Below are 24,254 nucleotides of genomic sequence, written 5' to 3' on the forward strand. Positions count from 1 at the left end.
GCCCTGTCGAACGGTCCACTTCAAGAATGCTCATACGGAATTGACGAGCACCTTTTCGCGTACGGCGCGGCGCCAGTGCTCGTACGTGGGGACCTCGCCCGCGGCGCTCGGGGCGGGGGCGCTGTCGTCGGCGAGGGCTGCGGCGGACTCCACGGTGAGGCCGGCCAGCGCGTGCACGGCGGTACGGGTGTGCTCCGGGACGGTCCGCGAGAAGTGGCGGGCCTTCGCGGCGAACACGGAGCCCTGGGCCACGTGGTCGCGCAGCCCGCCGGCGGCGGCGCCGAGGGCGGCGAGGTCCTCGGCGGTGGAGCAGCCGGCGAAGGTGGCGGCGAGTCCGACTCCGGCCCACAGGTCGGGCTGCCGGTCGGTGGCGAAGCGGCGGACGGCGGCGGCGACCTGTTCGACGCGGGCGCCGTTCACGAACCACAGGGCGCGGCCGATGCCCTGGTCGACGGCCCGCTGGAAGTACGCGGGGTGTCCGTCCCACGGGTAGGGGGTGTCGAGGCGCTGCTCGTCGATCCAGCGGCGGGTGTCGAAGTAGGCCTTGTCGAAGCCGTAGCCGTCGACCGCGAGCCAGGTCATGGGCGGGTAGAACTCCTCGCCCTCGAGGTCGGGCACGACCTTCTTCCACAGCGGCCGGGGCAGCTTGGACATGGCGAAGCCGATGCCGATGTAGTTGAGGAAGATGTGCGGCCGGCCGCCGCCCTGGAGCAGGTCCGCGGTGCGGGTGCCGCGGCCGGGGCCCATGGTGTCGCGGATGACGCAGGCCATGGTGGCGCCCTCGTAGGCGAAGCCGCGCAGCTCGGCGTCGACCAGCGACAGCCTGCGCTCGGTCTCCCACAGGTCGCGGGCTTCGATGCCCCATTCGAAGCCGCTGACGACGGCCTGCGGGATGGTCTCGAGCTGCCGCGTGGCGGCCGTCTCGGTGACGGGGAAGCCACGGCCGGCGAAGCTGACGTCCCGCAGGGACGGGGCCATGAGAAGCCTGCGCAGTGAACCCAGTGCCGTTGCCACGCGGTGCCTCCTCGGCGCAGCCACCGGGGGTGGTGGCGAAGGGCCCCAGGGTCGGTGCGGGGGCTCGGGCGCGGCATCTTCGGGTGTGCGCAACGGCCTTACGGGCAGGGGCCGTTCAGGCTCGGCTGGGGTTTCGCGGCGGGGGTGCGTGGGGTCAGCGGGCGCGGCGGACCGCGACCTCCTCGTCGTGCACCTCGCGGGCGCAGCCGTCGCAGCCGAGCCGGACGTGGACGTGTCCGTCGCAGCCGATGTGCTCGGCCCGGCGCGGCGGGCCGTCGGCGGTGGGCAGGTTGCGGTCGCCCCACTGCATCAGGGCGATCACGGCCGTGGTCAGGTCCCGGCCCATGGGGGTGAGGGGGTACTCGTAGCGCACGGGCTTGTCCTGGTAGGGGACGCGTTCGAGGATCCCGAGGTCGACGAGCCGGGCCAGCCGGTTGGTGAGGACGTTGCGGGCGATCTGGAGGCTGCCCAGGAAGCCGTCGAAGCGCTTCACCCCGAGGAGCGCCGAGCGCACGATCAGCAGGCTCCAGCGTTCGCCGATCACCTCCAGGGAGCGGGCGAGGGAGCAGTCCTGGCCTTCGTACGTCCGTGGCAGCATGCGGCCCACCGTAACCGGGAGGGTTGCGTGAAAGGACCCGTCCGGGCCGGCGGGTGCCGGTTGCGCAATCCGGAAGAAGACCGCCCGCCGCCGCCGGTGGTGGGATGGTGCGCGGATCCGCAACCGATGGAGGTGTGTCGTGATGGCCGCTGGAACAACCCACCCCGCGACCCGGCAGACGACCGGACTGATCGACGCGCTCAACACCCGCTACCACAAGACCGCGTTACGGGTCTTCCTGGTCGTCGTCCTGGCGCACTGGGCCGAGCACCTGACGCAGGCCGCGCAGATCTACGTCCTGGGCTGGCCGCTGCCGGAGGCGCGGGGGGTCCTCGGGGTGCCGTTCCCGTGGCTGGTGAAGTCCGAGTGGATGCACTACGGGTACGCCCTGCTGATGCTGGTCGGGTTCCTGCTGCTGCGGCGCGGGTTCACCGGCCGCTCCCGCACCTGGTGGAACCTCACCCTGGGCATCCAGGTGTGGCACCACTTCGAGCACCTGCTGCTCCTGCTCCAGGCGCTGACCGCCACCTTCCTGTTCGGCAAGACGGTGCCGACGAGCATCATCCAGCTGCTGGCGCCGCGCGTGGAGCTGCACCTCTTCTACAACGCGATCGTCACCATCCCGATGATCGTCGCGATGGTGCTGCACACGCGGGCCAACGCCGACAACGCCTCGGCCCGCTGCGACTGCGCCCTGGCGTCATGACCCTGACGGCCGCGCCCGCACCCGCTGCGGCCGCGCCCGCACCTGCCGCGCGGTCCGTCCGCAGGCCGTCGGGGTTCGTCTCGCTGCTGGTGCTGCTGGCCGGCGCGCTGCTGCTCTACCTGTCGCTGCCCAACGTCGGCAACGCGCTGCGGTCGGCGACGGCCGACGGGGTCGCGGGCACGTTCACCGCGAGCCGGCTGTCGTGCATCCGGCATCCCGGGCACGAGACCTGCGAGTGGTCGGGGACCTTCCGCGCCGCCGACGGGACGGGGCTGCGGGAGAACGTCAAGCTGTACGGGACGGGGCGCGGCTCCCTCGGCATGGGGCGGGCGGCGGCCGCCGTGGACGTGGGCAACCCGGGGCGGGTCTACCGGCCCGGGGGGTCCTACGAGTGGATCTTCACCTTCGCGCTGCTGGCGGGCGGGTACGCGCTGCTCGCCGTGGCCGCCCGGCGCCACCTGATGCCGCCGCCCCTGCCGGCGGGGCCCGCGGTCACCGGCTGAGGCCGGGTCGCCTGCCTCTGTGCCCGTACGGACTCCGGTCCGTACGGGCTCCGGTCCGTACGGGCTCCGGTCCGTACGGGCTCCGGCATGTCCGGCGGCCGGGCCGCGCGCCCGCGCGCGCGTAAAACCCCGCCCCTCCGCCGCGGGGGTGGGTGAGGCGGAGGGGCGGGGGGCTCGGACCCGGGGAGGGGGGTCCTCGCGGGTCAGGCCGTACGGCCCGCGGGGAGGGCGAGGCGGCTGTACGCGTAGGCCGCCGACACGAGGGTCATGTGGTGGTGCCAGCCGGGGTAGGAGCGGCCCTCGAAGTCGAGCAGGCCGAAGTCTTCCTCCAGGCGCTGGACGGTGATGGCCGCCCTGCGGTGGAGCTGCGCCAGCGCGACGAGTTCGTCGGAGCGGCGGTACACCATGTTGGTGAGCCACAGCTGGGGCGAGCGCCGGCCCGCCTGCTGGCGTACGGCGAACAGCCGGTAGGTGTGGTGCGGGTTCTGCCGGGCGGTGCGCAGCTCGGGCAGCCGGACCAGGCCGGTGACCACGGAGGTGCGGCCGGTGTGTCCCTCGTGGCCGCCGAGGGTGTCGAGGCGGAAGTGGCTCTCGGGCTTGAGCTCGAAGAAGCGCCGGGCCTCCATGGCGGCCGGCAGGCCGCCGCCGCCCACGTATGCCGCCCGGCCGTTGCCGCGTACGCCGGGTACGACCGGTATGCGGGCGGGGACCGCCATGACGAAGTCGCGGCCGCGCGCGCTCAGGGCCCGGACCAGTGCGGCGGCGCCGGGGCAGGAGGTGAGGTCGGCGACGATCGGCGGGGCGCCGGCGCGGGTGTGCCGCGCGAGGGTGTCCGCGAGGTCGAGGGCGTGCTGTTCGACGGGGCGGTGGGTGACGCCCTCGGGGATCCTGGCCCGGGAGCGGCGCTGTTCGTCGCCGGCCCAGGCCCCCGGGAGGAGCAGGCCCCAGTCGGTGGGGAAGGCGTCGGTCTCGGTGGCGAGGAAGGCGCCGAGACCGACCTGGCAGTTGACGGAGCGTCCGGTGGCGGGCACGAAGCGGCGGTGCACCCCGCAGGAGTGCTCGCCGCGCTTGCGCAGGACGGCCGTGTCGAGCACCCATGCCTGGGGTTCCAGCCTGCGTTCCACCCAGCGGGTCAGCTCGGCGCGGGCGAACTCCCAGTCCCAGGGGCTGGCGTTGACGAACTGGTGCATGGACTGCGGGGCGGTCGGGGAGTCGGAGACCGCGGCGGCGATCCGCCGGATGGACTTCTTGCCCTCGGTGGTCAGCAGCCCCTGGAGATAGGCCTGCGCCCAGTAGCGCTGGTCCGCCCGGGGCAGGTGCCCGAAGAGCTGTTCCGTCATCACCGAGACGGGTGCTTGGGCGAGGTTCACGTCGGTCGCCGCCATGGCACGATCCCTCCTCCATCGGTCGTCCAGCCGCTCCGAAACAGCATAGCGATCGTTCGTTTTTTTTCCAGTAGGCGGAACGGACCCGTCCCCACGGCGGCCCCGACGGGGCGACTTCGGCAACTCTGCGTTGCCCCGGCGACCTGATCATGCGGAAACTGTGACGGATCGCAACGACGCACATGCATGAGGTGCCTGGGACAGCGCACCGATCGGGCCGGGCACCTCCCGACGCGCTTTCGGAGAACCCATGGCGAATCAGCAGAGGGCGGTCAGGAGCCGTGACGCCCTCGTGCGGGCAGCCGCCTCGCACTTCGACCAGGACGGCTACGCCGGTACCTCGTTGTCACAGATCAGCAAGTCGGCCGGGATCTCGGTGGGCGGACTGACCTTCCACTTCAAGTCCAAGGCCGAACTGGCCGAGGCCGTCGAGAAGGTGGGCCGCGCCGACACCCGGGCGGCCCTGGAACGCGTACGCGGCCGGCCGGGACCCGCGCTGCGCCAGCTCGTCGACCTGACGCTGGAACTGGCGCGCCAGATCGGCAGGAACGCGGCGGTCCGGGCCACCATCCGGCTGGAGCGGGAGCGGCCCGGGGCGCAGCCGTGGTCCGCGACCTGGCTGCCGACCGCCCGCGAACTGCTGCGGCAGGCCCGGGACGACGGCGGGCTGTTCGGGGAGACGGACGCGGAGGCGGTGACCGCCCTGGTGGTGAGCCTGGTCTCGGCGACCGAGATGGCCTCGCGGCGTCCCGCGGGGCCGTCCTGGTCGGTGGAGGGCGCGGTCGCGCTGCTGGAGAACACCTGGCGGCTGATCCTCGTCGGGATACTGGCCGACCGGGAGACCGTCGGCGACGTCACCCGGTGGGATCCCGTCCGGGGCGCCGGCTAGTCCGTCGCCCCGGCCCGGGCCGCCGTCCCGGCCCGGTTCGTCCCTTCGGCACAGGTCACAGCGCTAGGCGGCCGTCCAGCCGCCGTCCACGGGCAGCGCCGTACCGGTGACGAAGGAGGACCGGTCGCTGCACAGCCACGCCGCGGCCTGGGCGACCTCGACGGGGTCGGCCATGCGCTTCTGGAGGGAGCGCCCGGTGAAGCACTCCTCCAGCGAGGGGGTCTGCGTGAGGATGTCGGTCATCAGCTCGGTCCTGGTGCTGCCCACCACCAGGGAGTTGACCCGTACGCCGTCCGGCGCGTACTCCTGGGCGGCCGCCTTCGTCAGGCCGATCACCGCGTGCTTGGCGGCGACGTAGGAGGCGTTGGCGCCGGTGGCGAGCACTCCGGCCACGCTGGCCGTGTTCACGATGGATCCGCCGCAGCCGGCCGCGAGCATGGCGTGGAGCTGGTGCTGGAGGCAGTTCCACACGCCGCGCAGGTTGACGTCGACGATCTGGTCGAAGACGGCGCCGTCGGTCTCGTGGATGCGCGTTCCGGCCGTGGCCCAGCCCGCGTTGTTGAGGGCGCCGTCGAGCCGTCCGTACTCCGCGACCGCGCGGGCCACCACCTGGGCCACGTCCGCGCACCGGGCGACGTCCCCGGCGACGGCCGTCGCCTGACCGCCCCGCCGGCGGATCTCCTCGGCCAGCGCTTCGAGGTGCCCCTCCCGGCGGGCCGTCACCACCACGGCGGCGCCCTCGGCGGCGAACAGCCGGGCGGCGGCGGCTCCGATGCCGCTCGACGCGCCGGTGATCATGATGACCTTGTTCTCCAGCATGCGTAAGTCGCTCATGACGTTCCTTCGGCAGAGCAGCGGAGGGGCTGACGAGTCGGCGGAATCACGGCGTCCCAGTGGAACCGGTCATGCGTTCTCCTGGAGTCGAGGCGTTCTATCACAACGCCTCGCCCCCTCGGGAGGGGGCGTACACCGCCTACGCCGTCGGGTGCCGTCCGGCTACGTCGATCGGTGCCGCCCTTCTACGCAGCCCGGCGCCGTCCGGGACCCGGCCGCCGGCCCCCGCGGCCCCCGCGCGCGCCGGCCCCTACGCGATGAGGACGGCGGCACGGCGGACGCTGACCCGCACCGACTTCCGGCCGCTCTCGCTCGCGATGGAGGGGATGAGGAGTTCCCACATGGCGACGGTGCGGCGGGGCAGGTCGGAGCGGTTGGTCACCAGGTCGGAGTACAGCTGCATGCCGGTGCACGCGCCGACGACGAATTCCGCGATCTTGACCACGTCCGCGGCGCTGTCGAGCTCCCCCCGCTCGCGGGCCACCAGCAGGCATTCCTCCATGATCCGCTGCCATTCGTGGAACGACCCGGGGTCGTGCAGCCCGGCGCCGGTCTGCTCGACGGCGAGCCGGACGCCCGCGCGCAGGATCTTGTCCACCTGGAGCTGGTGCGACCAGACGAGGGTGAGGTCGACCAGGCGCTGGAGCCCGTCCGAGGCCAGCCTCGGCATGATGGTCTCCGGCTGGGAGTTCATCACCGCCGTGGCCAGGGCTTCCTTGTTGGGGAAGTGGAAGTACACCGCGCCGAGCGTCACTCCCGCGCGCTTCATGATCTCGCGCATGCTGGCGCCGAGGTATCCGCTCTCGTCGAAGACCTCGGCGGCCGCCGAGATGATCGCCTGGCGGGTCTTCACCGCGCGCTCCTGCTTCAACTGCGGCTCCACCATTCGTGCATCCCCTCTCGACAAACAAAGCGAACGCACTTTATTTTACAGTCCGCGCCGATGGCCGACCAGGCCATACATGGCCACTCATACGCACGCCAGAGGGGATTGGCATGCTCACATCGACTGAACTCCCCGCACCTGCACGCAGCGCACTGACCACCACCGTTGCGAAGGAATACGTCCATCGCGCCGCCCTGTCCGACGTCTTCCTCACGGGATGCACTCCGGACGAGCCCGATGCGTTCACGATCGATGCGCAGTGGCCCCGCTGCCACGGCTTCTACGTCTGCGACCGAGGCCTGTACGACCCCATGCTGCTGTGCGAGACCATCCGCCAGACGCTGCCGCTCCTGACCCACACCGCCTACGGGGTGCCGATCGGGCACCAGCTGAGCTGGTCGCGGCTGCGCTACGCGGTCAACCCGCACGCGATGCGCGTCGAGCGCACCCCCGCCGAGCTCCAGCTCCACGTGAACTGCACGAACATCACCTACCGGCGCGGACTGCCGGTGACCCTGTCCATGCACTACGAGGTCACCCGCGGGGAATCCCTGCTGGCCGTGGCCAGCACCGTCTTCCACTGCCACACCCCGGCCGTCTACCAACGGCTGAGGGCAGGGCGGGCGGGGACGCGGGAGTTCTGGGGGCTGCCCGAGCCGACCCCCGGCTTACCCCCCGGACGGTGCGGGCGGGACAGGCCGGACGACGTGGTCCTCTCCCCCACCCCCGATGCGGACCGCTGGCGGCTGCGCGTCGACACCGCGCACCCGGTGCTGTTCGACCACCCCGTCGACCACGTCCCCGGGATGCTGCTCCTGGAGGCGGCGCGGCAGGCCGCCCACGCCAGCGCCCCCGACGGCGGCGCCTGGTGGCCCGCGTCGATGAACGTCACCTTCCGCCGCTACGTCGAGTTCACCAGCCCGTGCTGGATCACCGCCGAGCCGGTCCCGCCGCAGGCCGAGGGCCGCGACAAGGGGCTGCGGGTGACGGCCGCGCAGGACGAGGCACCCGTCTTCGAGGCGAGGGTCGCGGTCGCCCACATCCCCTGAGCGGGCGGCGGCGCCGGCCGGCCGCCGGCGCCCCGGGGGCGGTCGGCGGCCGCGCGCGTCGGCGTCGGTGTCAGCGGACGCGCGGGGGCTCCTGCGCCGCGGCGGCCGTGCGGTAGGTGCGCAGGGCGCGCTCCCAGACGCCGTCCCAGGCGGCGAGACTCCGCAGCTGCGGGGCGAGTTCGGCGGAGAAGGCCGTGCTGGCCTCGACGGGCAGCAGGGAGGGGAGGTTGTCGATGGCGATCAGGTCGAGGGGGTTGCCGCCGGCGCGCAGCGTGCGGACGGGCTCGTCCCAGGTGGTGGTCTCCTCGTAGACCGGCAGGACGTTGCAGTCGGAGGTGACGTCGCAGGTGACGTCGGAGACGAGGGAGAGCCGGCGGGCGGGGTCGTCGAGGTCGGCCTTGGTCAGGAACGGCGGTACGGGCGTGGTGGTCAGGACGGCGTTGACCAGCAGGTCGTGGCCGAGGAGGGCGGGACGGTCCAGGGCGCGGGTCTCGGCGAGGTCCCAGCGGGCGGGCTCCAGTCCGGCCTGGACGAGCGCGTCGCAGGCGCCGCGGCCGCTGCGGCCGAGCGCGCCGACGACGAGGGCGGCGGTGGGGTCCACGGCGTCGGCGCCGGAGGCGAGCAGGGCGTCGAGGGCGGGACGGTCCGTGGGGCGCAGCGGGGCGGCCAGGGCGCCGCGGTGGTGCAGGACGGCGAGGGCGGCGCCGACGTAGCCGGCCCAGTAGCCGAACGCGGCGACGCGGCGGCCGGCTTCGTCGGTGAGGTACTCCATGTCGAGGAGGGCCCCGCCGCCCGCGGCGAAGCGGGAGAGCAGTTCGGCGGCGCCGGCCTGGCCCTTGTAGGCGTGGCCGAAGTAGATGTGGCGGTGGCGCAGGGCGGGGGCGCCGGGTCCGCCGGGGAGTTCCTTGAGGCCGAGGACGTAGGCGTCGGCGGGGGCCTGTTCGTGCCAGGAGCCGGTGGGGGCGGTGGCGCAGCCGGCGGCGGCGTAGTCGGCGAGGGGGAACACGCGCTGGTGCGAGTCCTCGACGGTGATCCGGATGCCGCCTCCCACCAGGCGGGCGGCGTCCTCGGGGGTGAGGGGGGCGCGGCGTTCGGTGGGGCGGGCCTCGTGCCGCATCCAGAGGTGGGTGGTGTCCGACATCGTGCGGGTGTCCTGTCTGAAGGCGTCGGGATGCCGGGCCCCTACGCCTGGTCGCGGTTCAGAAAACAGGAATGCGGGTGTTCGCCGGAGGGCGGTAGGCGGGGGGTCTCGGTGGTGTTTCCAGCCTGCCCTGCGCGGTCCGGCGAAGACGGCGGCGGCGCGGCCGGGGACACACGCGTGACCTGCGCGGCGGTACGCCGCCACGCCGAACCCGAAGCCCCTCGAATTCCCCCTCCCGAGTGATGAGCGGCAGGTGTCGGGGTTGACGCCCGGCCCCGCCCCCCGGGGTCAGTGCTCGGGGGCGGGGGCCAGGAGGGCGTTGGCCTCGGCGTACGGGAGGGCGTCCGCCCCGAAGTCGAAGGTGCCCGACCCGATGATCTCGCGGGCGGCGCGGGAGAGGGCGCCGAGCGCGGCGCGGGAGAGGGCGGAGCCGGTGCTGATCCGGCGTACCCCGAGGGCCCCGAGGTCGGCGACGGTCAGTTTGAGGGCGCCGGTCATCAGGACGTTGACGGGCCGGTCGACGGCGGCGCAGACGGCGCGGATCGCCTCGGCGTCGGGGAGGGCAGGGGCGTAGAGCACGTCGGCTCCGGCGGCCTCGTACGCCTGGAGGCGGCGGATGGTGTCGTCGAGGTCGGGGCGGCCCTGGAAGAAGTTCTCGGCGCGGGCGGTGACGGTGAAGGGGAAGCCGAGCCCCTTGGCCGCCTCGACGGCGGCGGCGACCCGCTCGACGGCCTCCTCGACGGGCCGCAGGGGGTCCTCGTCACGGCCGGTGGAGTCCTCGATCGAGCCGCCCACGAGTCCCGCCCCGGCGGCGAGCCGGATGGTCTCGGCGATGTCCTCGGGCCGCTCGCCGAAGCCGCTCTCCAGGTCGGCGGTGACGGGCAGGCCGGTGGCTTCGACGATCGCGGCGGCGTTGGCGAGGATCTCGGCGCGGCTGACCCGGTTCGCGCCGTCGGGGCGGCCGAGGCTGTGGGCGAGGCCGGCGCCGGTGGTGGCGAGGGCGGCGAAGCCGAAGGAGGCCAGGATCCGGGCGGTGCCGGCGTCCCAGGGGTTGGGGACGACGAAGGGGCGGGGGCCGGCGTGCAGGTCCCGGAAGGCGGTGCCCCGTCGGAGCCGGGCGACGGCGTCGGTGCTGGTGCTGGTGCTGCTGCTCATGCGTGCCTCACAGGTGGACCGGTGCGCCCCGGCGGCGGCGGATCGGTCCAACGTACCGACCACCCGTACGAGTTGCCCGGGCGGCCGGGTGCAGGGGCCGGGGTCAGGCGAGGGCGGTGAGGCCGAGGGCGGCTGTCGAAGCGCCGAAGACCACCACATGGCGGACGTTCTGCAGGATCCAGACCCAGGCGGGGAAGCCCTCTTCGGCGGCCTTGAGCAGGGCGGCCACGTCGATCCGGGCCAGTTCCTCGTCGCCCTTGCGGGCGAAGGCGGCGGTCACGGAGGGCACGGCGGTCAGGTTGCTGTAGAGGATCACGCAGTTGACGAGCAGGACGGCCGACTGGAGGATCCAGGTCGCGGTGGCGGCCCAGGAGCTGCCGGAGAGGTTGAGGCCTGCCGCGACCGCCATCGTCGCGGCGATCGCGACGGGGGCCCAGGTCTCGTGACCTCCGGCGTCGAAGCGCATGCCGTTCTCGGCGAGCACGCCCGGCCGTACGCCCTGGCCGCGCAGCTCCGCCTCGGCGGCCCGCGTGGCGGCGGCGCCGAAGCGGTGGCGCACCAGCGGGATGCTCAGGAAGGCGGTGGCGACCAGCAGGTGCAGCAGGGCGACAAGAGCGTTCATGACCGGGTTCCCCCTCGTACGGCGCCCTGCGGCGCCCTCGGCTTTCACTCAGTGCAAGAGGACTGTAGGCCGGGACTTGAACTAAGTGCAAGTAACCTCCTGAACTTTGTGCAAGACGAGGTTGGCCGCCTATCGTGAGGGCCATGGCACGCGACACACTGACGCAGGAACACATCGTCCTGACCGCGATCGAACTGCTCGACGAGGAGGGTCTCGAAGGGCTGAACATGCGCAGCCTGGGCAAGCGCCTGAACTCGGCGGCGACAGCGGTCTACTGGCACGTCAAGAACAAGGACAACCTGGTCCTGCTCTGCGGCGACCACGTGTGGCACGAGGTCGCGCTGCCCGACCCGGCGGCGGTCGGCTGGCGCGCGGCCGCCACGACGCTCGCCACCGGCCTGCACGCGATGCTCGGCCGGCACCCCTGGCTCGTCCCGGCCTTCGGCACCTACCTCTTCTACGGTCCCGGCAAGGCGCGCTACGACGACCTGTGCCTCGCCGTCTACGAGGAGGCCGGCTTCACGGGCCCCGAGGCGGACCGGGCCGCGGCGACCGTCTTCACCTTCGTCCTCGGCAGCGCCCTGGGCTCCGCCGCGACGGCCTCTCTGAACCGGCGCCTGGGCCGGGACGGGGGCGACCCGGACGAGCTGATCGCGCAGACCATGGCGAAGGCGACGGAGGTCGCGCAGCGCTTCCCGCGTCTACGGGCCCGGCTGGAGGCCCCGGAGTCCCTGGAGTACGCCTCCGGTCCGGAGCGGACCTTCGAGTTCGGTCTCCAGATGCTGCTGGGCGGGCTGGAAGCCGAACTCGCGGGCCGCGGCGCGCGCTGACCGGGCTTCAGGGGTACGGAACTGCTCCAGATTAGGTCAACTCTAGTGTGCTTTGGCGCCTTTGAGTGGGTATTACGATCGCTGCGCGAACCTCAAGGAGTGGGCGAAAGTGAACGGTGTGCATCCGCATACCGCGTACCGCTGGTTCCGTGAGGGCACGTTGCCGGTCCCCGCTGAGCGGGTCGGGCCGCGCACGATCCTGGTGAACATCGAGGCGAACTCGTCACCGGTTGTGACTGGCGGTGTGGGTCTGTATGCCCGCGTCTCCTCCCACGATCAGAAGGCCGACCTGGAACGTCAGACGGCCCGGCTGTCCGAGTGGGCGGCGAAGGCCGGTCACCGGGTGGTGCGGATCGAATCCGAGATCGCCTCGGGTATGAACGGCGGCCGTACGAAGGCCCGTCGTCTGCTGGCCGACCCGGCTGTGACCACCGTGGTGGTGGAGCACAAAGACCGGCTCGGCCGGATGAACGTCGAGCTGGTCGAGGCCGCGCTGTCCGCGACCGGACGCCGCCTGGTCGTCCTGGACGAAGGCGAAGTCGATGACGACCTGGTGCAGGACATCGTGGATGTCCTGACCTCGTTCTGTGCCCGCCTGTACGGGCGCCGCTCCGCGAAGAACCGGGCAATGAAGGCTCTTGAGGCGGCTGCCGCCGATGACTGAGCCGAAGAAGAAGCAGCTCCGCACCATCGACGCGCCGTTCGTCGCCCTCGGTCCGTCCGGTGTCGCGATACGCGACCGCCTCAAGCACCTCACACCCGAGGACGACAAGGTGCTGCGCCTGGTCGGCGAGCACCTCGGCTCCCTGGCATCCCGCGATCTGGCGTCCCGCTGCCGTGACGGCAGCGACCACTCCACCGATACGTGGGCGGCCCGGAAGCAGGGCCTGACCGCCGCCTCGTCGTCGCGGTGGGCCGGGTCGATCACGAAGACCTCCCACGATCAGTGGGCGCTCTCGCGCCGGTGCCAGCTCGCCCACATCCAGAACCTCGAAGCCGGTGTGCGGACCCTGATGCACCGTCTGTCCCTCCCGCTCGGGGAGAAGGGCACCAAGCGCGCTGCGGGCGGCTACCGCTCCAAGGGCGAGTGGTTCCAGAAAACCCGACGCCTGGCAACGCTGGAACACCGCCTCGATGTCGCTCGCGCTGAACGTGAGGCCGCAGTCGTGCACGTCGTGCGCGGTAGCCGGAAGTTGCTCAACACCCGGCACAACCTGTCCGCCGCGCAGCTCACCGAGCCCGAGTGGCGGGAACGGTGGGAAGCCGAGCGCTGGTTCCTCGCCGCCGACGGCGAGTCTGGAAAGCCGTTCGGGAACGAGACCATCCGCGTCACGGCCGCCGGCGAGGTCAGCATCAAGCTGCCCGCGCCGCTCGCGCACCTGGCGAACGCCAAGCACGGCCGGTATGCCCTGGCCTCGAAGACCGCGTTCGCGCACCGGGGCGAGGAGTGGGCCGACCGTGTGGAAGCGAACCGGGCCGTCGCCTACCGCATCCACCTCGACGTGGAACGCGGGCGCTGGTACCTCACCGCGTCCTGGCAACGCCCCGTCGTCCAGACCATGCCGCTGGCCACGGCCCGCGCCAAGGGCGTGATCGGCGTGGACACGAACGCCGACCACTTCGCCGCCTACCGCCTCGACGCCCACGGCAACCCGATCGGCGACCCGCACCGCTTCCCCTACGACCTCAGTGGTTCGGCGAACCACCGCGACGCACAGATCCGGCACGCCATCACCCAAGTCCTGCACTGGGCCAAGTCCTGCGGTGTGGCTGCCATCGCGATCGAGGACCTCGACTTCACCGCCGAGAAGACCCGCGAGAAGCACGGACGCAAGAAGCGCTTCCGGCAGCTCATCTCCGGCATCCCCACCGGCAAACTCAAAACCCGGCTCGTGTCGATGGCCGCCGAGAGCGACATGTCCATCGTGGCCGTGGACCCGGCCTACACCTCGATGTGGGGCGATCAGCACTGGCGCAAGCCGCTGACCGCCCCGCGCCGAAAGATGTCCCGTCACGATGCCGCTGGTATCGCGATCGGGCGACGCGCCCTCGGACACCCGATCCGGCGACGGACGGCACCGCCCCGGCATCACCAGAGTGATGGTGCTGGGCATCGGACCGTCCAGGCCGGACCAGGTGACCGGGAGCGTGAGGAAACCCGCCCACCCGTCACGGAGCGTGCACACGATGCACGCCGCCGACCGGGTCACCAAAAGGGAACGCGGGAGACCAGCGCATCCAAAACCGTTCGGGATGCGCGCAGTGCCGGGCAGTGGGTCCAAGACTCACTGCTGCTCACTGATTAGGAACGGTTCGAGAGCAGGGCGCGCAGGCGGGCGGCGTAGGCGCGGGGGTGGGTGGTGTTGCCGTTGTGCCCGCCGGGGAAGGTCCGTATCCCTTCGCCCAGGAGGTCCGCCAGCCCCATGACGCACCCGTGGTCGAAGACGGTGGCCGGGGTGCTCTCGCCGACGGCCGGGATGATGCGGGTCGCGGTGCGGCGCAGGTCGGCCGGGTCGATGGTGTCCTGGAGGATCGCCAGGACGTCGTGCTCCATGAAGTAGCCGAAGTCGGCCCGGCGCTGCTCGTCCATCGGCTGCGGGGTGAGCCCCGGCTCGGTCTCCTGGCGGGCGGGGTCGATGCCGAGCGACCGGGCGACCTCGGGGAGGGCGGCGGCCAGGCCCGCCGTGCGGTAGAGGTCGCGGAGGTGGGCGAGCTCCGCCTCGTGCCGCAGGCGCTCGGCCTCGGGCAACAGGCGCGGGGCGACGGGCTCGTGGGCGACGAGGGTGGACAGCTGCCCGGGGTGCCGGACGGCCAGGTGCAGGCCGATAACCGCGCCGAGGCTGCACCCGAGCATGAGGGCGGGCTCGTCGGTGACGGCGGCCAGCAGCCGGTGGACGTCCTCGGCGTGCTCGGCGAGCGAGGTGGTCCGGCCGCTCTCCGCCGGCCGGCTGCGGGAGAGGCCGCGCCGGTCGTAGGTCAGGACCGTGAACTCGTCGGTGAGGTGCGGGACGAGGTCCACGGTGCGGTCGGCGTTGCCGTCGCCGCTCTGCGAGACGAGCAACAGCGGTCCGGAGCCCATGAGCTGGTAGTGCAGCGTGGCGCCGGGGACCGTGAGGGTGGACATGAGGCCGGACATGGTGACTCTCCTTCGTACGCTCGGCGCGGGCCCTTCGTCCGCTGCTCTGCGACCAGCCTATTCCATCGAAATCGATCCATCAAGAGTGATGGATCGATTTCGATGAATCAATTGTGATGTAGCGTGGGGCGGGTGGATGGAATCGAACTGTTCCTGCTGGGCCGGGCCCTGATGAAGCTCGGCGAGGAAGCCCTCCCCGAACCCCCGGGCGGCTCCGGACAGTACGCGGGCGGCACCCGCTCGGTCGTCATCGTCGCCGGGGACGTCGCCGCGCACCCGGACACCACCGTCGGCGAGACGGCGCAGCGGACGGGCCTGCCGCAGAGTCAGGTCTCGGGCGCGGTCGCCCGGCTGCGCGAGGCCGGCTCCGTGGTGACGGCGCCCGACCCCGCCGACCGGCGCCGCACCCTGGTCCGCCAGGCGCCCGGGGCCTCCGCGCGCGTGGCCGCCGTACGGGCCGCGGGCGCCTCCAAGGTGGAGGAGGCCCTCGCCCGGGCGCTGGGCGAGGAGGACGCCGGGAGCCTGGCCGAGGTACGGGACGCGCTCGAGGTGCTCGCCCGGCACCTGGCCGTGCGCGGACCGCACTGACGGCCCGGACCGCACCGACGGCCCAGGCGGCCCGGCCGCTCAGGCGGCCCGGCGGCCCGGCGGCTCAGGCCGCTCAGGCCCCCGTGAAGACGGTCAGGTCCTCGATGACCGCCCTGACCACGGCCTCGTGCTGCTCGACCAGGTAGAAGTGCCCGCCGGGGAAGCTGCGGAAGGTGAAGGCCGCGTCCGTCAGCTCCCGCCACCCCATGACCTCGGCCGCGCCCGCCCGCGGGTCGGACTCCCCGCACAGCACGCTCACGGGAGTTCCCAGCACCGGTCCCGGCTCGTAGCGGTAGGTCTCCACGGCCCGGTAGTCGCCGCGCAGCGCCGGCAGGATCAGTTCCCGCATCTCCGGGCTGCCGAGCAGGTCCGGCTCGGTCCCGGCCAGCTCGCTCAGGTGGGCGATCAGGGCCTCGTCGCCCAGGGCGTGGAGGTTCTCCTCGCGCTCGATCAGCGGCGTGCGGCGCCCGGACAGGACGAGGCCGCGCGCCGGCTCGCCCGCCCGTTCCAGCCTGCGCGCCAGCTCGAAGGCGATCAGCGCGCCCATGCTGTGCCCGAACAGCACCAGGGGGCGGCCCTGTTCCCGCCACGGCGCCAACGCCTGCTCCAGGCCCTCGACGAAGGCGGCGAGCGTCGGCGGTACCGGCTCCCCGAACCGCTCCTGGCGGCCCGGGTACTGGACGGTGAGCACCTCGGCGTGCGCGGCCAGGCTCCTGGACAGCTGGAAGTAGAAGGAGGCGTTGCCGCCGGCGTGCGGACAGACGACGAGGACCGGCGCGGCCTGCGGCCGTGGGTGCTCCGGCTGGTGGAAGCGGCGCAGCCAGGGGCTCTGGCGCAGGCCGGCGGGGTCGGGGGCGGGGTGTGCGGTGCGTGCGGTGGTCATCCCTGGTCTCCGGGCTCGTCGGCGAGGAGCAGCTTCTTCTGCGGCTTGCCCATGGCGTTGCGCGGCACGGCCGCGATGAAGCGGACCTCGCGCGGGCGCTTGTGCACCGACAGGTGCGTGGCGACGAACTCGGTCAGTTCGGCGCCCGTCACCCCCTCTGCGACGACGAAGGCGACGATCCGCTGCCCGAGGTCGGCGTCGGGGACGCCGACGACGGCCGCCTCGCTCACCTTGGGGTGGTCGAGGAGGGCGTTCTCGATCTCGCCCGCGCCGATCCGGTAGCCACCGGACTTGATCATGTCGATGGAGGCGCGGCCGACGATGCGGTGCACGCCGTCGTCCGGGTCGACGGCGGCGATGTCGCCCGTACGGAACCAGCCGTCCTCGGTGTACGCGGCCGCGGTGGCCTCCGGGCGGCCCAGGTACCCGGAGAACAGGGTGGGGCCGGTCAGCTGGAGTTCGCCGATCTCCGCGCCCGGCTCGGCGGCGATCCGGGTACGGACGCCGGGGAGCGGGGTGCCGACGGTGCCGGGGCGGACCTCTCCGCCGGCCCGGCCGCTGACGGTGATCAGGGTCTCGGTCATCCCGTACCGCTCGACGGGGCGGTGGCCCGTGAGGCGCTCCAGGTCCCGGAAGACGGGCGCGGGCAGGGCGGCGCTGCCGGAGACCAGCAGGCGGGCCCCGGACAGGGCGATGGCGGACGGCGGTTCGGCGGCGATCCGGGACCAGACGGTCGGCACCCCGAAGTAGAGGCTGCCGCCCGCCGCCGCGTAGGCCTGTGGGGTGGGGCGGCCCGTGTGCACGAGGCGGCTGCCGGTGCGCAGGGCGCCGAGCACGCCGAGGACGAGGCCGTGCACGTGGAAGAGCGGGAGCCCGTGCACGAGGGTGTCCTCGGCGGTCCACTGCCAGGCGTCGGCGAGGGCGTCGAGGTCGGCGGCGAGGGCGTCGGCGGTCAGGAGCACGCCCTTGGGGGGGCCGGTGGTGCCGGAGGTGTACAGGATCAGGGCCGGGTCCTGGGCGGACTGCCGGGTGGGGGTGGCGGGGGTGGCCGGGGTGGGGGCTCGGCGGGTGAAGTCGACCGGGATCTCGGTCGCGCCGGAGTCCCGGAGGATGTGGGCGCGTTCGGCGGGGCCGGCGTCGGGGGGCAGCGGTACGAAGGGCACCCCGGCGAGGAGTCCGCCGACGACGGCGGCGACCGTCTCGAGGGAGGCGGTCGCGGTGACGGCGAAGGCGGGGGCGCCGGCGATGTCGGCGGCCACTGCGCTCGCCGCGCCCAGCAGTTGCTCGTACGAGGCGGTACGGCCGGCGACGCCGATGGCGTCCGCGCGGTCGCCGTACGTCCCGTCCAGGGCGGTCAGCACGCGGCAACTCCCTTTCGGTGGTGGGAGGCCAAGGCTACGCGGGGGGTTTCCGGCCGGGGCTGGGCGGGGGCCGGGCCCGTGCCGGGTGCGGATGGGTGGGAGTGGGGGCGGGGATGGGGCGGGGGTGCCGCTGCGCGGAGCTGCTCCCCGCCCCGCCCTTCCTCCGTTCCCGCCTCAAGCGCCGGCGCGGCTCACAGACCTGGGGCTCCGCCCCAGACCCCGCGCCTCAAACGCCGGCGGGGCCGGATTTGGCGAAGCCGTTTCTGCCGGGACACGGCCGGGGTCCGCCCGTAGGATCGGCCCGGGCGCGACGACCAACCGGCGGGGGACACCTTCATGGAAACGGCACGGTTCGCATCACTGATCGCGGCGACGATCACCATGGGCCTGGTCAGCGGCCTGTTCTACGGCTTCTCGGTGGCCGTCATGCCCGGCCTGCGCGGCACGGGCGACCGGACGGTCGTCGAGGTGATGCAGCGCATCAACGTCGCCATCCTCAACGGCTGGTTCCTGCTCGGCTACCTCGGCGCGCTCGTGTTCACCGGGCTCGCCCTGGCCCTGCACCTCCCGGCCGACGGGCGCGCGGTGCTGCCGCCGCTGATCGGGGCGTTCGTGGCGTACGTCCTGGCGATGGTGGTCACGGGGCGGGTGAACATCCCGCTCAACAACGCCCTGGAGAAGGCCGGCCCGGTGGACCGGATCGCGGATCCGGCGGCGGTGCGCGGTGCGTTCGAGGGGCCGTGGGTCCGGGCCAACGTGTGGCGCACGCTGCTGTGCACGGTGGCGACGGGGCTGCTGGCCTGGGCACTGGTCCTGAACGGCAACCTGCCCGCCTAGTGCTGTGGCCGGGAAGGTTTGCCGGGTCGCGGTGTCCGGTGCGGTACCTCGCAAGGCGGAGGGCCGCCGCGTGTACTGGACGTACTCGGGTGGCCCGACAACGCGGCGAGGTGCCGTGCCGGGCGCCGCGACACGGTGAACCTTTCCGGTCACAGCACTAGCGTCCGGTCCGGCAACCCTCCCCGGCTCGGGGAGGGTTCACCGCGCCCTGCACTTGCACTTTGTTCAAGTCGCCCCTAACGTTCTGCTTGAACAAAGTGCAAGTGACTCGAGGGAGAAGAACCATGTCGCACAACACGCTGGCCGAGTTCGTCGGAGCGGCCGCCGCGAAGGCCGGGGTGCCCGGGGTCGCCGTCGGGGTGTGGGCGGACGGCCGGGAGGTGTTCGCCTGCCACGGGGTGACCAGCGTGGACAACCCGCTGCCCGTGGACCGGGACACGATGTTCACCCTCGGCTCGGTCACCAAGACCGTCACGGCGACCGCCCTGATGCGGCTGGTCGCCGACGGGCGGGTGGACCTCGACGCGCCGGTACGCCGCTACGTGCCCGAGCTCGTGCTCCCCGACGAGGGGGCCGCCGCCGGGATCACCGTACTGAACCTGCTCAACCACACCGCCGGGCTGGACTGGAACCTCGTCGCCGACACCGGCGCCGGCGACGACGCCCTGGCCGCCTTCGTGGCGGGGATGGCCGGACTGCCGATGATCGGGGAGCCCGGCGCCCGGGCCTCGTACAGCCAGGCCGGCTTCAACCTGGCCGGGCGGATCCTGGAGAACGTCACCGGTCTGACGTACGAGCGGGCCGTCGCCTCGCTCGTCCTCGCACCGCTCGGGCTCACGAACAGCGTGTTCGGGCCCGCCGAGGCCATCACCCGGCGCTTCTCCGTGGGGCACGACACCGGCAAGGACGGCGTCCTGACCGTGGCCCGGGAATGGGCGGGCAGCCGCGCGAACAACCCCGGCGGGGGCCTTGCCTCCTCGGTGGCGGACCAGCTGCGCTGGGCCCGCTTCCACCTCGGCGACGGGCGCGCGGAGGGCGGCGAACGCCTGCTGCCGGCCGGGCTCCTGGAGCGGATGAAGGAGCCGACGGTCCAACTGCGCGGCAGCTCGCTCGGCGACGCCTTCGGCGTCTGCTGGTTCCTGCGCGACGTGGACGGGGTGCGCACGGTCGGGCACGGCGGTTCCGGCATCGGCCAGTTCGCCGAGCTGCTGACCGTGCCCGAGCGGGACTTCGCCGTCGTCGTGATGTCCAACGCCGGGCCCGACAGCGGGCTGCTCCTCAACCGGGCCGTCGTCCGCTGGGCCCTGGAGCACTACCTCGGCGTGGTGGACGCGGACCCGGAGCCGCTGCCGTACGACCACGGGCGGGCCCTGGAGGCCGCCGGGGACTACGAGGTCGACGCCATGACGGTCACCATCGCCACCGACGGCCAGGCGCTGACCCTGGGCGTCGTCATCAAGCCGGAGGTCCGCGCGGCGTCCGGCACCGAGCTGCCGCCGGACCTCGCGCCGGCCCCCCTGGGCCTGCTGCCCGGGGACGGCGACGAGTACATCGTGACCGGCGGCGGCCTGGCCGGACAGCGCGGGTTCTTCACCCGCGACGCGGCCGGCGCGATCATCGGGGCCGACCTCGCGGGGCGGCTCTTCACCCGGGTCCGGGCGGAGCGGGGAACGCCCCTCGACCTCAAGTGAAGCCGAGCTCCTACGTTCTCCTCAGGGCCGCGGGAACGACCGGCGGCGCCCGTCGACCCGGAGGAGGAGCTGCGGCGTCCGGCCTAGTGGGAGGGCGTACGAGCGGTCGTGCGGCCGTGCAGGAGCAGCGCGCGGGACAGGGCGGTGAGGGCGGCCGTGCAGAGCACGGTGCGCAGGATGTTGGTGGCGACCCAGGTGCCCTTGAAGCGGTCCACGACGGAGAGGTCGGTGAGCTGCTCCACGGCCCCGCCGGCGGCGAGCTCGTTGTTCAGCGGGATGTTGACGGTGAAGGTGACGACGAGGACGACGAGGTAGGCGGCGGCCGCGGCCGCGGTCCACAGGGCGGTGGCGCGGCGGCCCCGGCGGAACTCCAGGACGGCGGCGGTGGCGGGGGCGAGCAGGGCGACGAGGAAGGCGCTGCCGAAGAGGGCGTTGCCGTCGATGGCGGAGTTGAAGGCGCGCATGGCGGTGACGTAGGTGCGGTCGTCGCCGGTGTCGGCGAGGCCGGGCATGACGGAGACGTCGAAGGCGAAGAAGAGGCCTGCCATCAGGCCCACGAGGACGGTGGAGAGGGTGAGCAGGACGGTGGTCGGTCCGGTGGCGGTGGCGGCGGCCGTGTCGCTGGGTCTGGGGGCCTGGTTCGGGGTCATGTGACGCGTCCTCGTCTGGTGTCAGGGGTCGGCGCATTCCCCGCCGTGCGGTGCGGGCAGCCGATCCTGGCATCCAACTGGGCCTGGAGTCACGGGTTTTCGGACGTGGCGCGAATGAATCAGCGGGGCGGACGGGACTGGCCCGGTTCGGGCCACCTGCGGCAGAGCAGGGCGTAGAGGGCCGCGCTCACGGCGAAGGAGACGGGCAGGCTGAGGTCGAAGCCGCCGGTGGTGCGGGTCAGCGGGCCCGTGTAGAGGGGGTTGTCGACCCACAGGGCCCCCGTGACGGCTCCGGCGGTGAAGGCGGCCAGCGCGCGGAGGTTGACCCCGCGGGTGTACCAGTAGAGCCCTCCCCCGCCGACGGTGAAGGCCCGCAGGTCCTGGGGCCGGTAGTCGCCCCGGTGGAGGCGGTGGCCGACCAGGAGGACGGCGGCCCAGGGGGCGACGACGGTCAGCAGCAGCGTCACGAAGGCGCCCATGGAGTCCATGGCGTCGTAGACCACCGCGCCCAGGTACAGCACGACGAGGGCCAGGGCGGCGACCGCGGCGGTGACGGCGGAGCGCGAGGCGCGCCAGAAGACGGAGTTCGCCGACAGGCCGGCCGCGTACAGGCACAGGGCTCCCTGCGGGACGGTGCCGGCGAAGCCGAAGAGGACCACGACGACGGCGAACCAGCCGGGCACCGCGTCGGTGAGTCCTTGCAGCCAGGGGGCCTGCGGGCCGGCGAGCAGGGTGCTGACGTAGGCGCCCGTGCCCAGGGCGGCGACGCTGCTGAGGAACATCGCCGTGCCCGAGTACCAGACCAGCTTCCGCGGCGGGGTCGCGGAGGGCATGTAGCGGGTGTAGTCGCCCTGGAAGGCGGCGTACGAGAGGGGGACCGTCGCGGAGGCGGTCGCCGCGAGCAGCCAGGTCTGGAGCGGGCTGCCGAGGGCGAGGTCGCCGCCCGCGTACCCGGCGTCGAAGCGGGGCCACAGGACGAGGACCGTGCCGGCCAGCACCACGGCGCCGAGGACCGCGGTGACGCGGTAGGTGCGGACCAGGACGGTGTGCCCGCGCACCGCGACGAGGGCCACCACGGCGGCGGTGACGGCCATGGCCGCGGTGAGCGCGCCGGGGCCCTGGGGGGTGCCCAGCAGCCGGTGGGCGGCGACCATGACGGCGCTGCCGCCGGTCCACACCGCGATGGAGAAGAAGCCGAGCGCGGTGACGATCGTGATGAGGTTGCCGACGACCCGCCCGCGCACCCCGAAGTGGGCGCCGGACGACATGGGGTCGTTGGTTCCGGTGCGGGCGCCGAAGCGGGCGAGGGGGGCCAGCAGGACGGTGCCGACGGCGACCCCGGCCAGGATGGCGCCGACCGAGGCCCACCAGCCCAGGCCGAAGACGACGGGCAGGGCGCCCAGGACCACGGTGCCGAAGGAGAACTGGGCCGAGGGCCAGATCCATCCGAAGTCCGCGGGCCGGGAGGTGCGCTCGGCCTCGGGGACCGGTTCGATGCCGTCGACGGCGGGGTGCGGCGGGCGGTGCGGGGCGTCGGCCGCCGCGCCCTTGTGGAGGAGGCTCATACCCCGGCCTCGTCGTCGTCCGCGTGCGGGAGGGCGTCGACGATGCGCAGGGAGCCGCAGGCCGGGCCGGAGGTGCGTTCCCCGCTGGTCAGGTCGAACGTGGCCTGGTGCAGCGGGCACCTGACGCGCAGCCGGCCCCCGTCGAGGTGGGCGAACTTCAGCTTGCCCTGCCGGTGCGGGCACCGGGCGGCGGCCAGGACCTTGCGGCCGGCGAGCTCGATGAGCACGAGGTCCTCGCTGACCTCCCGGATCGATCCGTCGGAGGCCATCAGGTCACTCTCCGGGCCCGGGTGATGGCCGACTCGGTGGCGGTGCCCACGATGTCGCTGGCCAGCCGGACGCCGGCCCAGATCTTCGCCAGGTCGGGCTCCTCCAGCGACCGGATCGCGGTCTTCATGTGGGTGCTGTGGTAGGCGTCGATGTAGAGGTGCTCGGTGTAGTAGGCGTCCTTGCTGATGCCGAGGCGCTTGGCGGCGCGGGCGAAGCTCTGGAACCCGTACAGGACGCTGGACTCGAAGTAGGCGTAGGCGCCCAGGAAGTACTGGGGCGAGGGGGCGCGGCTGGCCAGCCAGTGGAACATGTTGACGTAGGCGTAGATCTCGGGCGGGGTGGCGTCGAGGTAGGAGTCCGGGTCGGTGCTCATGCCCAGCTCGTCGAGGAGGTCGCGGTAGAGCTGGGAGTGGGACTTCTCGTCGTTGCCGCAGCCCAGTTCGTCGATCAGGACGCGGAAGACGGCCATGCCGGAGCGGTAGGGCAGGCGGGGCACGACCGGCAGGAGCGATTCGGACTCGGTCAGCCCGTCGAGGGCGAACTCCGCCACCAGGGACCTGAACTGGGCGGGGCCGGCCTCGTTCGCCAGGAAGCGGTGGTTGTCGGAGAGCTCCGCCTCCTCGGCGGCCAGGAAGTCCTTCAGCGCGTCCAGGAGCTCGTGGGCGGAGGCGAAGGCGGGGGCGGAGGCCTCGTGGTCGCGGGCGAGGGGGACGATCCACCGCTCCTCGTGGCCGACCATGGCCGCGTAGCGTCCGACGTCGGGAACCTGCTGGTAGAGGCCGTACAGCTCCTTGTGGGAGGTGGCCCGGTGCAGCCGGGCGGCGACCACGGCCGGGTTCATCGCAGGGCCTCGTGGACCTCGGGGGTGGAGATGATGCCGCGGTGGTGGAGTTCCTTCTTCACCCAGCGGTACCAGTCGTCCTTGAACACCCCGTATTTCTCGCAGGTCGCGTCGACCTCGGCCTGGCGTTCGCGGGTGGGGTCGACGAGGATCGCGTTGCACAGGGCGGGTTCGAGGTTGGCGAGGGGGCCGATGAAGCCGTCGATGCCGGTGGCGGCGGAGATGAGGTTCTCCCAGCCCTCGAAGACGGGTACGCCGGTCGCCGCCTCGGCGGTCTTGCGGGTGAAGGCCGCGTCGCCGCTGGACTCCTTGATGCCGACGATGCCGGGTATCCGGCACAGGGTCAGCAGGGTGTCGTACTCGATGCGGTTGCCCGAGAGGGCTTCCTCGTTGTAGAGGAAGATCGGGACGTCGGTGGCGGCGCGCAGCGCGCGGTAGTGCTCGACGATGCCGTCCTGGGTGACGTCGTCGCCGAAGGGGGTGGTGACCACCACCGCGTCGACGCCGAGTTCGGCGGCGCGCAGCGCGCGGGCGACGACCTGTGCGGTCTCGGGGAGCTGGATCCCGGCGAGGACGGGCAGGCCGCCGCTGTGGCGGACGGTGTGGGTGACGACGTCCGTCCACTGGCGTTCGTCGAGTTTCCAGCCCTCGCCGGAGGTCAGGGCCGGCATCAGGGCGGTGACCTCGCCGCGGACGTGCTCGATGAGGCGGCTGACGCTTGCCCCGTCGACGCTCTGGTCCTCGTTGAGGGGGGTGATCAGGGGGACGATGGTGCCGGAGTACCTGGGGTGCGTGGAATGCGTGGAAGACATGGCCGGAC

At 72.9% G+C, this 24,254-nt stretch carries 26 protein-coding genes; 10 read left to right on the forward strand and 16 right to left on the reverse strand.

Annotated features, from left to right (window positions below):
* Window positions 1-30: 30 nt before the first annotated feature.
* Both OOK31_RS37715 and OOK31_RS37720 read right to left on the reverse strand, forming a co-directional pair.
* On the reverse strand, window positions 31-1,014 hold the full coding sequence (locus OOK31_RS37715; RefSeq protein ID WP_267091966.1) for a DUF1702 family protein: 984 nt from the start codon (window positions 1,012-1,014) through the stop codon (window positions 31-33).
* A gap of 154 nt (window positions 1,015-1,168) precedes the next feature.
* Complete coding sequence (locus tag OOK31_RS37720; RefSeq protein ID WP_267091967.1) at window positions 1,169-1,612, reverse strand: helix-turn-helix domain-containing protein; 444 nt, start codon at window positions 1,610-1,612, stop codon at window positions 1,169-1,171.
* 142 nt (window positions 1,613-1,754) lie between these two features.
* Between OOK31_RS37720 and OOK31_RS37725 the strand changes: the two genes are divergently transcribed.
* Window positions 1,755-2,318, forward strand: a complete 564-nt coding sequence (locus OOK31_RS37725; RefSeq protein ID WP_267091968.1) for a hypothetical protein — start codon at window positions 1,755-1,757, stop codon at window positions 2,316-2,318.
* Window positions 2,315-2,821, forward strand: a complete 507-nt coding sequence (locus OOK31_RS37730; RefSeq protein WP_267091969.1) for a hypothetical protein — start codon at window positions 2,315-2,317, stop codon at window positions 2,819-2,821. Before OOK31_RS37725 ends, OOK31_RS37730 begins: the two co-directional genes overlap by 4 nt.
* Window positions 2,822-3,024: 203 nt before the next feature.
* Here the strand turns inward: OOK31_RS37730 and OOK31_RS37735 are convergent, their stop codons facing one another.
* Complete coding sequence (locus tag OOK31_RS37735; protein WP_267091970.1) at window positions 3,025-4,206, reverse strand: transposase; 1,182 nt, start codon at window positions 4,204-4,206, stop codon at window positions 3,025-3,027.
* 250 nt (window positions 4,207-4,456) lie between these two features.
* On the opposite strand from OOK31_RS37735, the gene OOK31_RS37740 reads away from it, so the two are divergent.
* Complete coding sequence (locus tag OOK31_RS37740) at window positions 4,457-5,095, forward strand: TetR/AcrR family transcriptional regulator (RefSeq protein ID WP_267091971.1); 639 nt, start codon at window positions 4,457-4,459, stop codon at window positions 5,093-5,095.
* 63 nt (window positions 5,096-5,158) lie between these two features.
* On the opposite strand, the gene OOK31_RS37745 is transcribed toward OOK31_RS37740, so the two are convergent.
* Both OOK31_RS37745 and OOK31_RS37750 read right to left on the reverse strand, forming a co-directional pair.
* Window positions 5,159-5,929 carry an SDR family NAD(P)-dependent oxidoreductase gene (locus tag OOK31_RS37745; RefSeq protein WP_267091972.1) on the reverse strand — a complete coding sequence of 257 codons (771 nt, stop codon included), beginning with the start codon at window positions 5,927-5,929 and terminating at the stop codon, window positions 5,159-5,161.
* 250 nt (window positions 5,930-6,179) lie between these two features.
* Window positions 6,180-6,815, reverse strand: coding sequence for a ScbR family autoregulator-binding transcription factor (locus OOK31_RS37750; protein WP_267091973.1), 636 nt, complete (start codon window positions 6,813-6,815; stop codon window positions 6,180-6,182).
* Between the two features lie 110 nt (window positions 6,816-6,925).
* Here OOK31_RS37750 and OOK31_RS37755 point away from each other — a divergent pair, with 110 nt between their 5' ends.
* The gene (locus tag OOK31_RS37755; protein WP_267091974.1) at window positions 6,926-7,864 is read left to right on the forward strand and encodes a ScbA/BarX family gamma-butyrolactone biosynthesis protein; all 939 of its coding nucleotides are present in this window, start codon (window positions 6,926-6,928) and stop codon (window positions 7,862-7,864) included.
* Between the two features lie 70 nt (window positions 7,865-7,934).
* On the opposite strand, the gene OOK31_RS37760 is transcribed toward OOK31_RS37755, so the two are convergent.
* The 3 genes from OOK31_RS37760 to OOK31_RS37770 form a co-directional block, all read right to left on the reverse strand.
* On the reverse strand, window positions 7,935-9,005 hold the full coding sequence (locus tag OOK31_RS37760; protein WP_267091975.1) for a saccharopine dehydrogenase: 1,071 nt from the start codon (window positions 9,003-9,005) through the stop codon (window positions 7,935-7,937).
* A gap of 288 nt (window positions 9,006-9,293) precedes the next feature.
* Complete coding sequence (locus OOK31_RS37765; protein ID WP_267091976.1) at window positions 9,294-10,160, reverse strand: oxaloacetate decarboxylase; 867 nt, start codon at window positions 10,158-10,160, stop codon at window positions 9,294-9,296.
* 103 nt (window positions 10,161-10,263) lie between these two features.
* Window positions 10,264-10,782, reverse strand: coding sequence for a hypothetical protein (locus OOK31_RS37770; protein ID WP_267091977.1), 519 nt, complete (start codon window positions 10,780-10,782; stop codon window positions 10,264-10,266).
* A 143-nt stretch (window positions 10,783-10,925) separates the two neighbouring features.
* On the opposite strand from OOK31_RS37770, the gene OOK31_RS37775 reads away from it, so the two are divergent.
* The 3 genes from OOK31_RS37775 to OOK31_RS37785 all read left to right on the forward strand — a co-directional run bounded on the left by OOK31_RS37775 (window position 10,926) and on the right by OOK31_RS37785 (window position 13,918).
* Complete coding sequence (locus OOK31_RS37775) at window positions 10,926-11,612, forward strand: TetR/AcrR family transcriptional regulator C-terminal domain-containing protein (RefSeq protein WP_267091978.1); 687 nt, start codon at window positions 10,926-10,928, stop codon at window positions 11,610-11,612.
* Between the two features lie 61 nt (window positions 11,613-11,673).
* Entirely contained in the window at window positions 11,674-12,276 is a 603-nt protein-coding gene (locus OOK31_RS37780; protein ID WP_267091979.1) for an IS607 family transposase, read from the forward strand.
* Window positions 12,269-13,918 (forward strand): transposase, encoded by a 1,650-nt coding sequence (locus OOK31_RS37785; protein WP_267011417.1) that lies wholly within the window; start codon window positions 12,269-12,271, stop codon window positions 13,916-13,918. Before OOK31_RS37780 ends, OOK31_RS37785 begins: the two co-directional genes overlap by 8 nt.
* Here the strand turns inward: OOK31_RS37785 and OOK31_RS37790 are convergent.
* A complete protein-coding gene (locus tag OOK31_RS37790; RefSeq protein ID WP_267091980.1) occupies window positions 13,915-14,748 on the reverse strand; it encodes an alpha/beta fold hydrolase in 834 nt (277 codons plus the stop codon). The genes OOK31_RS37785 and OOK31_RS37790 overlap by 4 nt on opposite strands.
* A gap of 132 nt (window positions 14,749-14,880) precedes the next feature.
* Here OOK31_RS37790 and OOK31_RS37795 point away from each other — a divergent pair, with 132 nt between their 5' ends.
* On the forward strand, window positions 14,881-15,336 hold the full coding sequence (locus tag OOK31_RS37795) for a MarR family transcriptional regulator (RefSeq protein WP_267091981.1): 456 nt from the start codon (window positions 14,881-14,883) through the stop codon (window positions 15,334-15,336).
* A gap of 73 nt (window positions 15,337-15,409) precedes the next feature.
* Here the strand turns inward: OOK31_RS37795 and OOK31_RS37800 are convergent, their stop codons facing one another.
* A complete protein-coding gene (locus OOK31_RS37800; protein ID WP_267091982.1) occupies window positions 15,410-16,219 on the reverse strand; it encodes a thioesterase II family protein in 810 nt (269 codons plus the stop codon).
* Window positions 16,216-17,580 (reverse strand): AMP-binding protein, encoded by a 1,365-nt coding sequence (locus tag OOK31_RS37805; RefSeq protein ID WP_267091983.1) that lies wholly within the window; start codon window positions 17,578-17,580, stop codon window positions 16,216-16,218. Before OOK31_RS37805 ends, OOK31_RS37800 begins: the two co-directional genes overlap by 4 nt.
* Window positions 17,581-17,916: 336 nt before the next feature.
* Between OOK31_RS37805 and OOK31_RS37810 the strand changes: the two genes are divergently transcribed.
* Window positions 17,917-18,417 carry a DUF1772 domain-containing protein gene (locus OOK31_RS37810; protein WP_267091984.1) on the forward strand — a complete coding sequence of 167 codons (501 nt, stop codon included), beginning with the start codon at window positions 17,917-17,919 and terminating at the stop codon, window positions 18,415-18,417.
* Between the two features lie 284 nt (window positions 18,418-18,701).
* A complete protein-coding gene (locus OOK31_RS37815; RefSeq protein ID WP_267091985.1) occupies window positions 18,702-20,108 on the forward strand; it encodes a serine hydrolase in 1,407 nt (468 codons plus the stop codon).
* 83 nt (window positions 20,109-20,191) lie between these two features.
* On the opposite strand, the gene OOK31_RS37820 is transcribed toward OOK31_RS37815, so the two are convergent.
* From OOK31_RS37820 to OOK31_RS37840, 5 genes are all read right to left on the reverse strand, one after another.
* Window positions 20,192-20,758 carry a DUF1772 domain-containing protein gene (locus OOK31_RS37820; RefSeq protein WP_267091986.1) on the reverse strand — a complete coding sequence of 189 codons (567 nt, stop codon included), beginning with the start codon at window positions 20,756-20,758 and terminating at the stop codon, window positions 20,192-20,194.
* A 119-nt stretch (window positions 20,759-20,877) separates the two neighbouring features.
* Window positions 20,878-22,323, reverse strand: a complete 1,446-nt coding sequence (locus tag OOK31_RS37825) for a cytosine permease (RefSeq protein ID WP_267091987.1) — start codon at window positions 22,321-22,323, stop codon at window positions 20,878-20,880.
* Window positions 22,320-22,592 (reverse strand): Rieske (2Fe-2S) protein, encoded by a 273-nt coding sequence (locus OOK31_RS37830; protein ID WP_267091988.1) that lies wholly within the window; start codon window positions 22,590-22,592, stop codon window positions 22,320-22,322. The genes OOK31_RS37825 and OOK31_RS37830 overlap by 4 nt, the downstream gene beginning before the upstream one ends.
* The gene (locus OOK31_RS37835) at window positions 22,592-23,434 is read right to left on the reverse strand and encodes an iron-containing redox enzyme family protein (protein ID WP_267091989.1); all 843 of its coding nucleotides are present in this window, start codon (window positions 23,432-23,434) and stop codon (window positions 22,592-22,594) included. The genes OOK31_RS37830 and OOK31_RS37835 overlap by 1 nt, the downstream gene beginning before the upstream one ends.
* A complete protein-coding gene (locus OOK31_RS37840) occupies window positions 23,431-24,246 on the reverse strand; it encodes a dihydrodipicolinate synthase family protein (protein ID WP_267091990.1) in 816 nt (271 codons plus the stop codon). Before OOK31_RS37840 ends, OOK31_RS37835 begins: the two co-directional genes overlap by 4 nt.
* Between the last annotated feature and the right edge of the window lie 8 nt (window positions 24,247-24,254).

It is taken from the genome of Streptomyces sp. NBC_00249, from assembly GCF_026342355.1.
Taxonomy (GTDB): domain Bacteria; phylum Actinomycetota; class Actinomycetes; order Streptomycetales; family Streptomycetaceae; genus Streptomyces.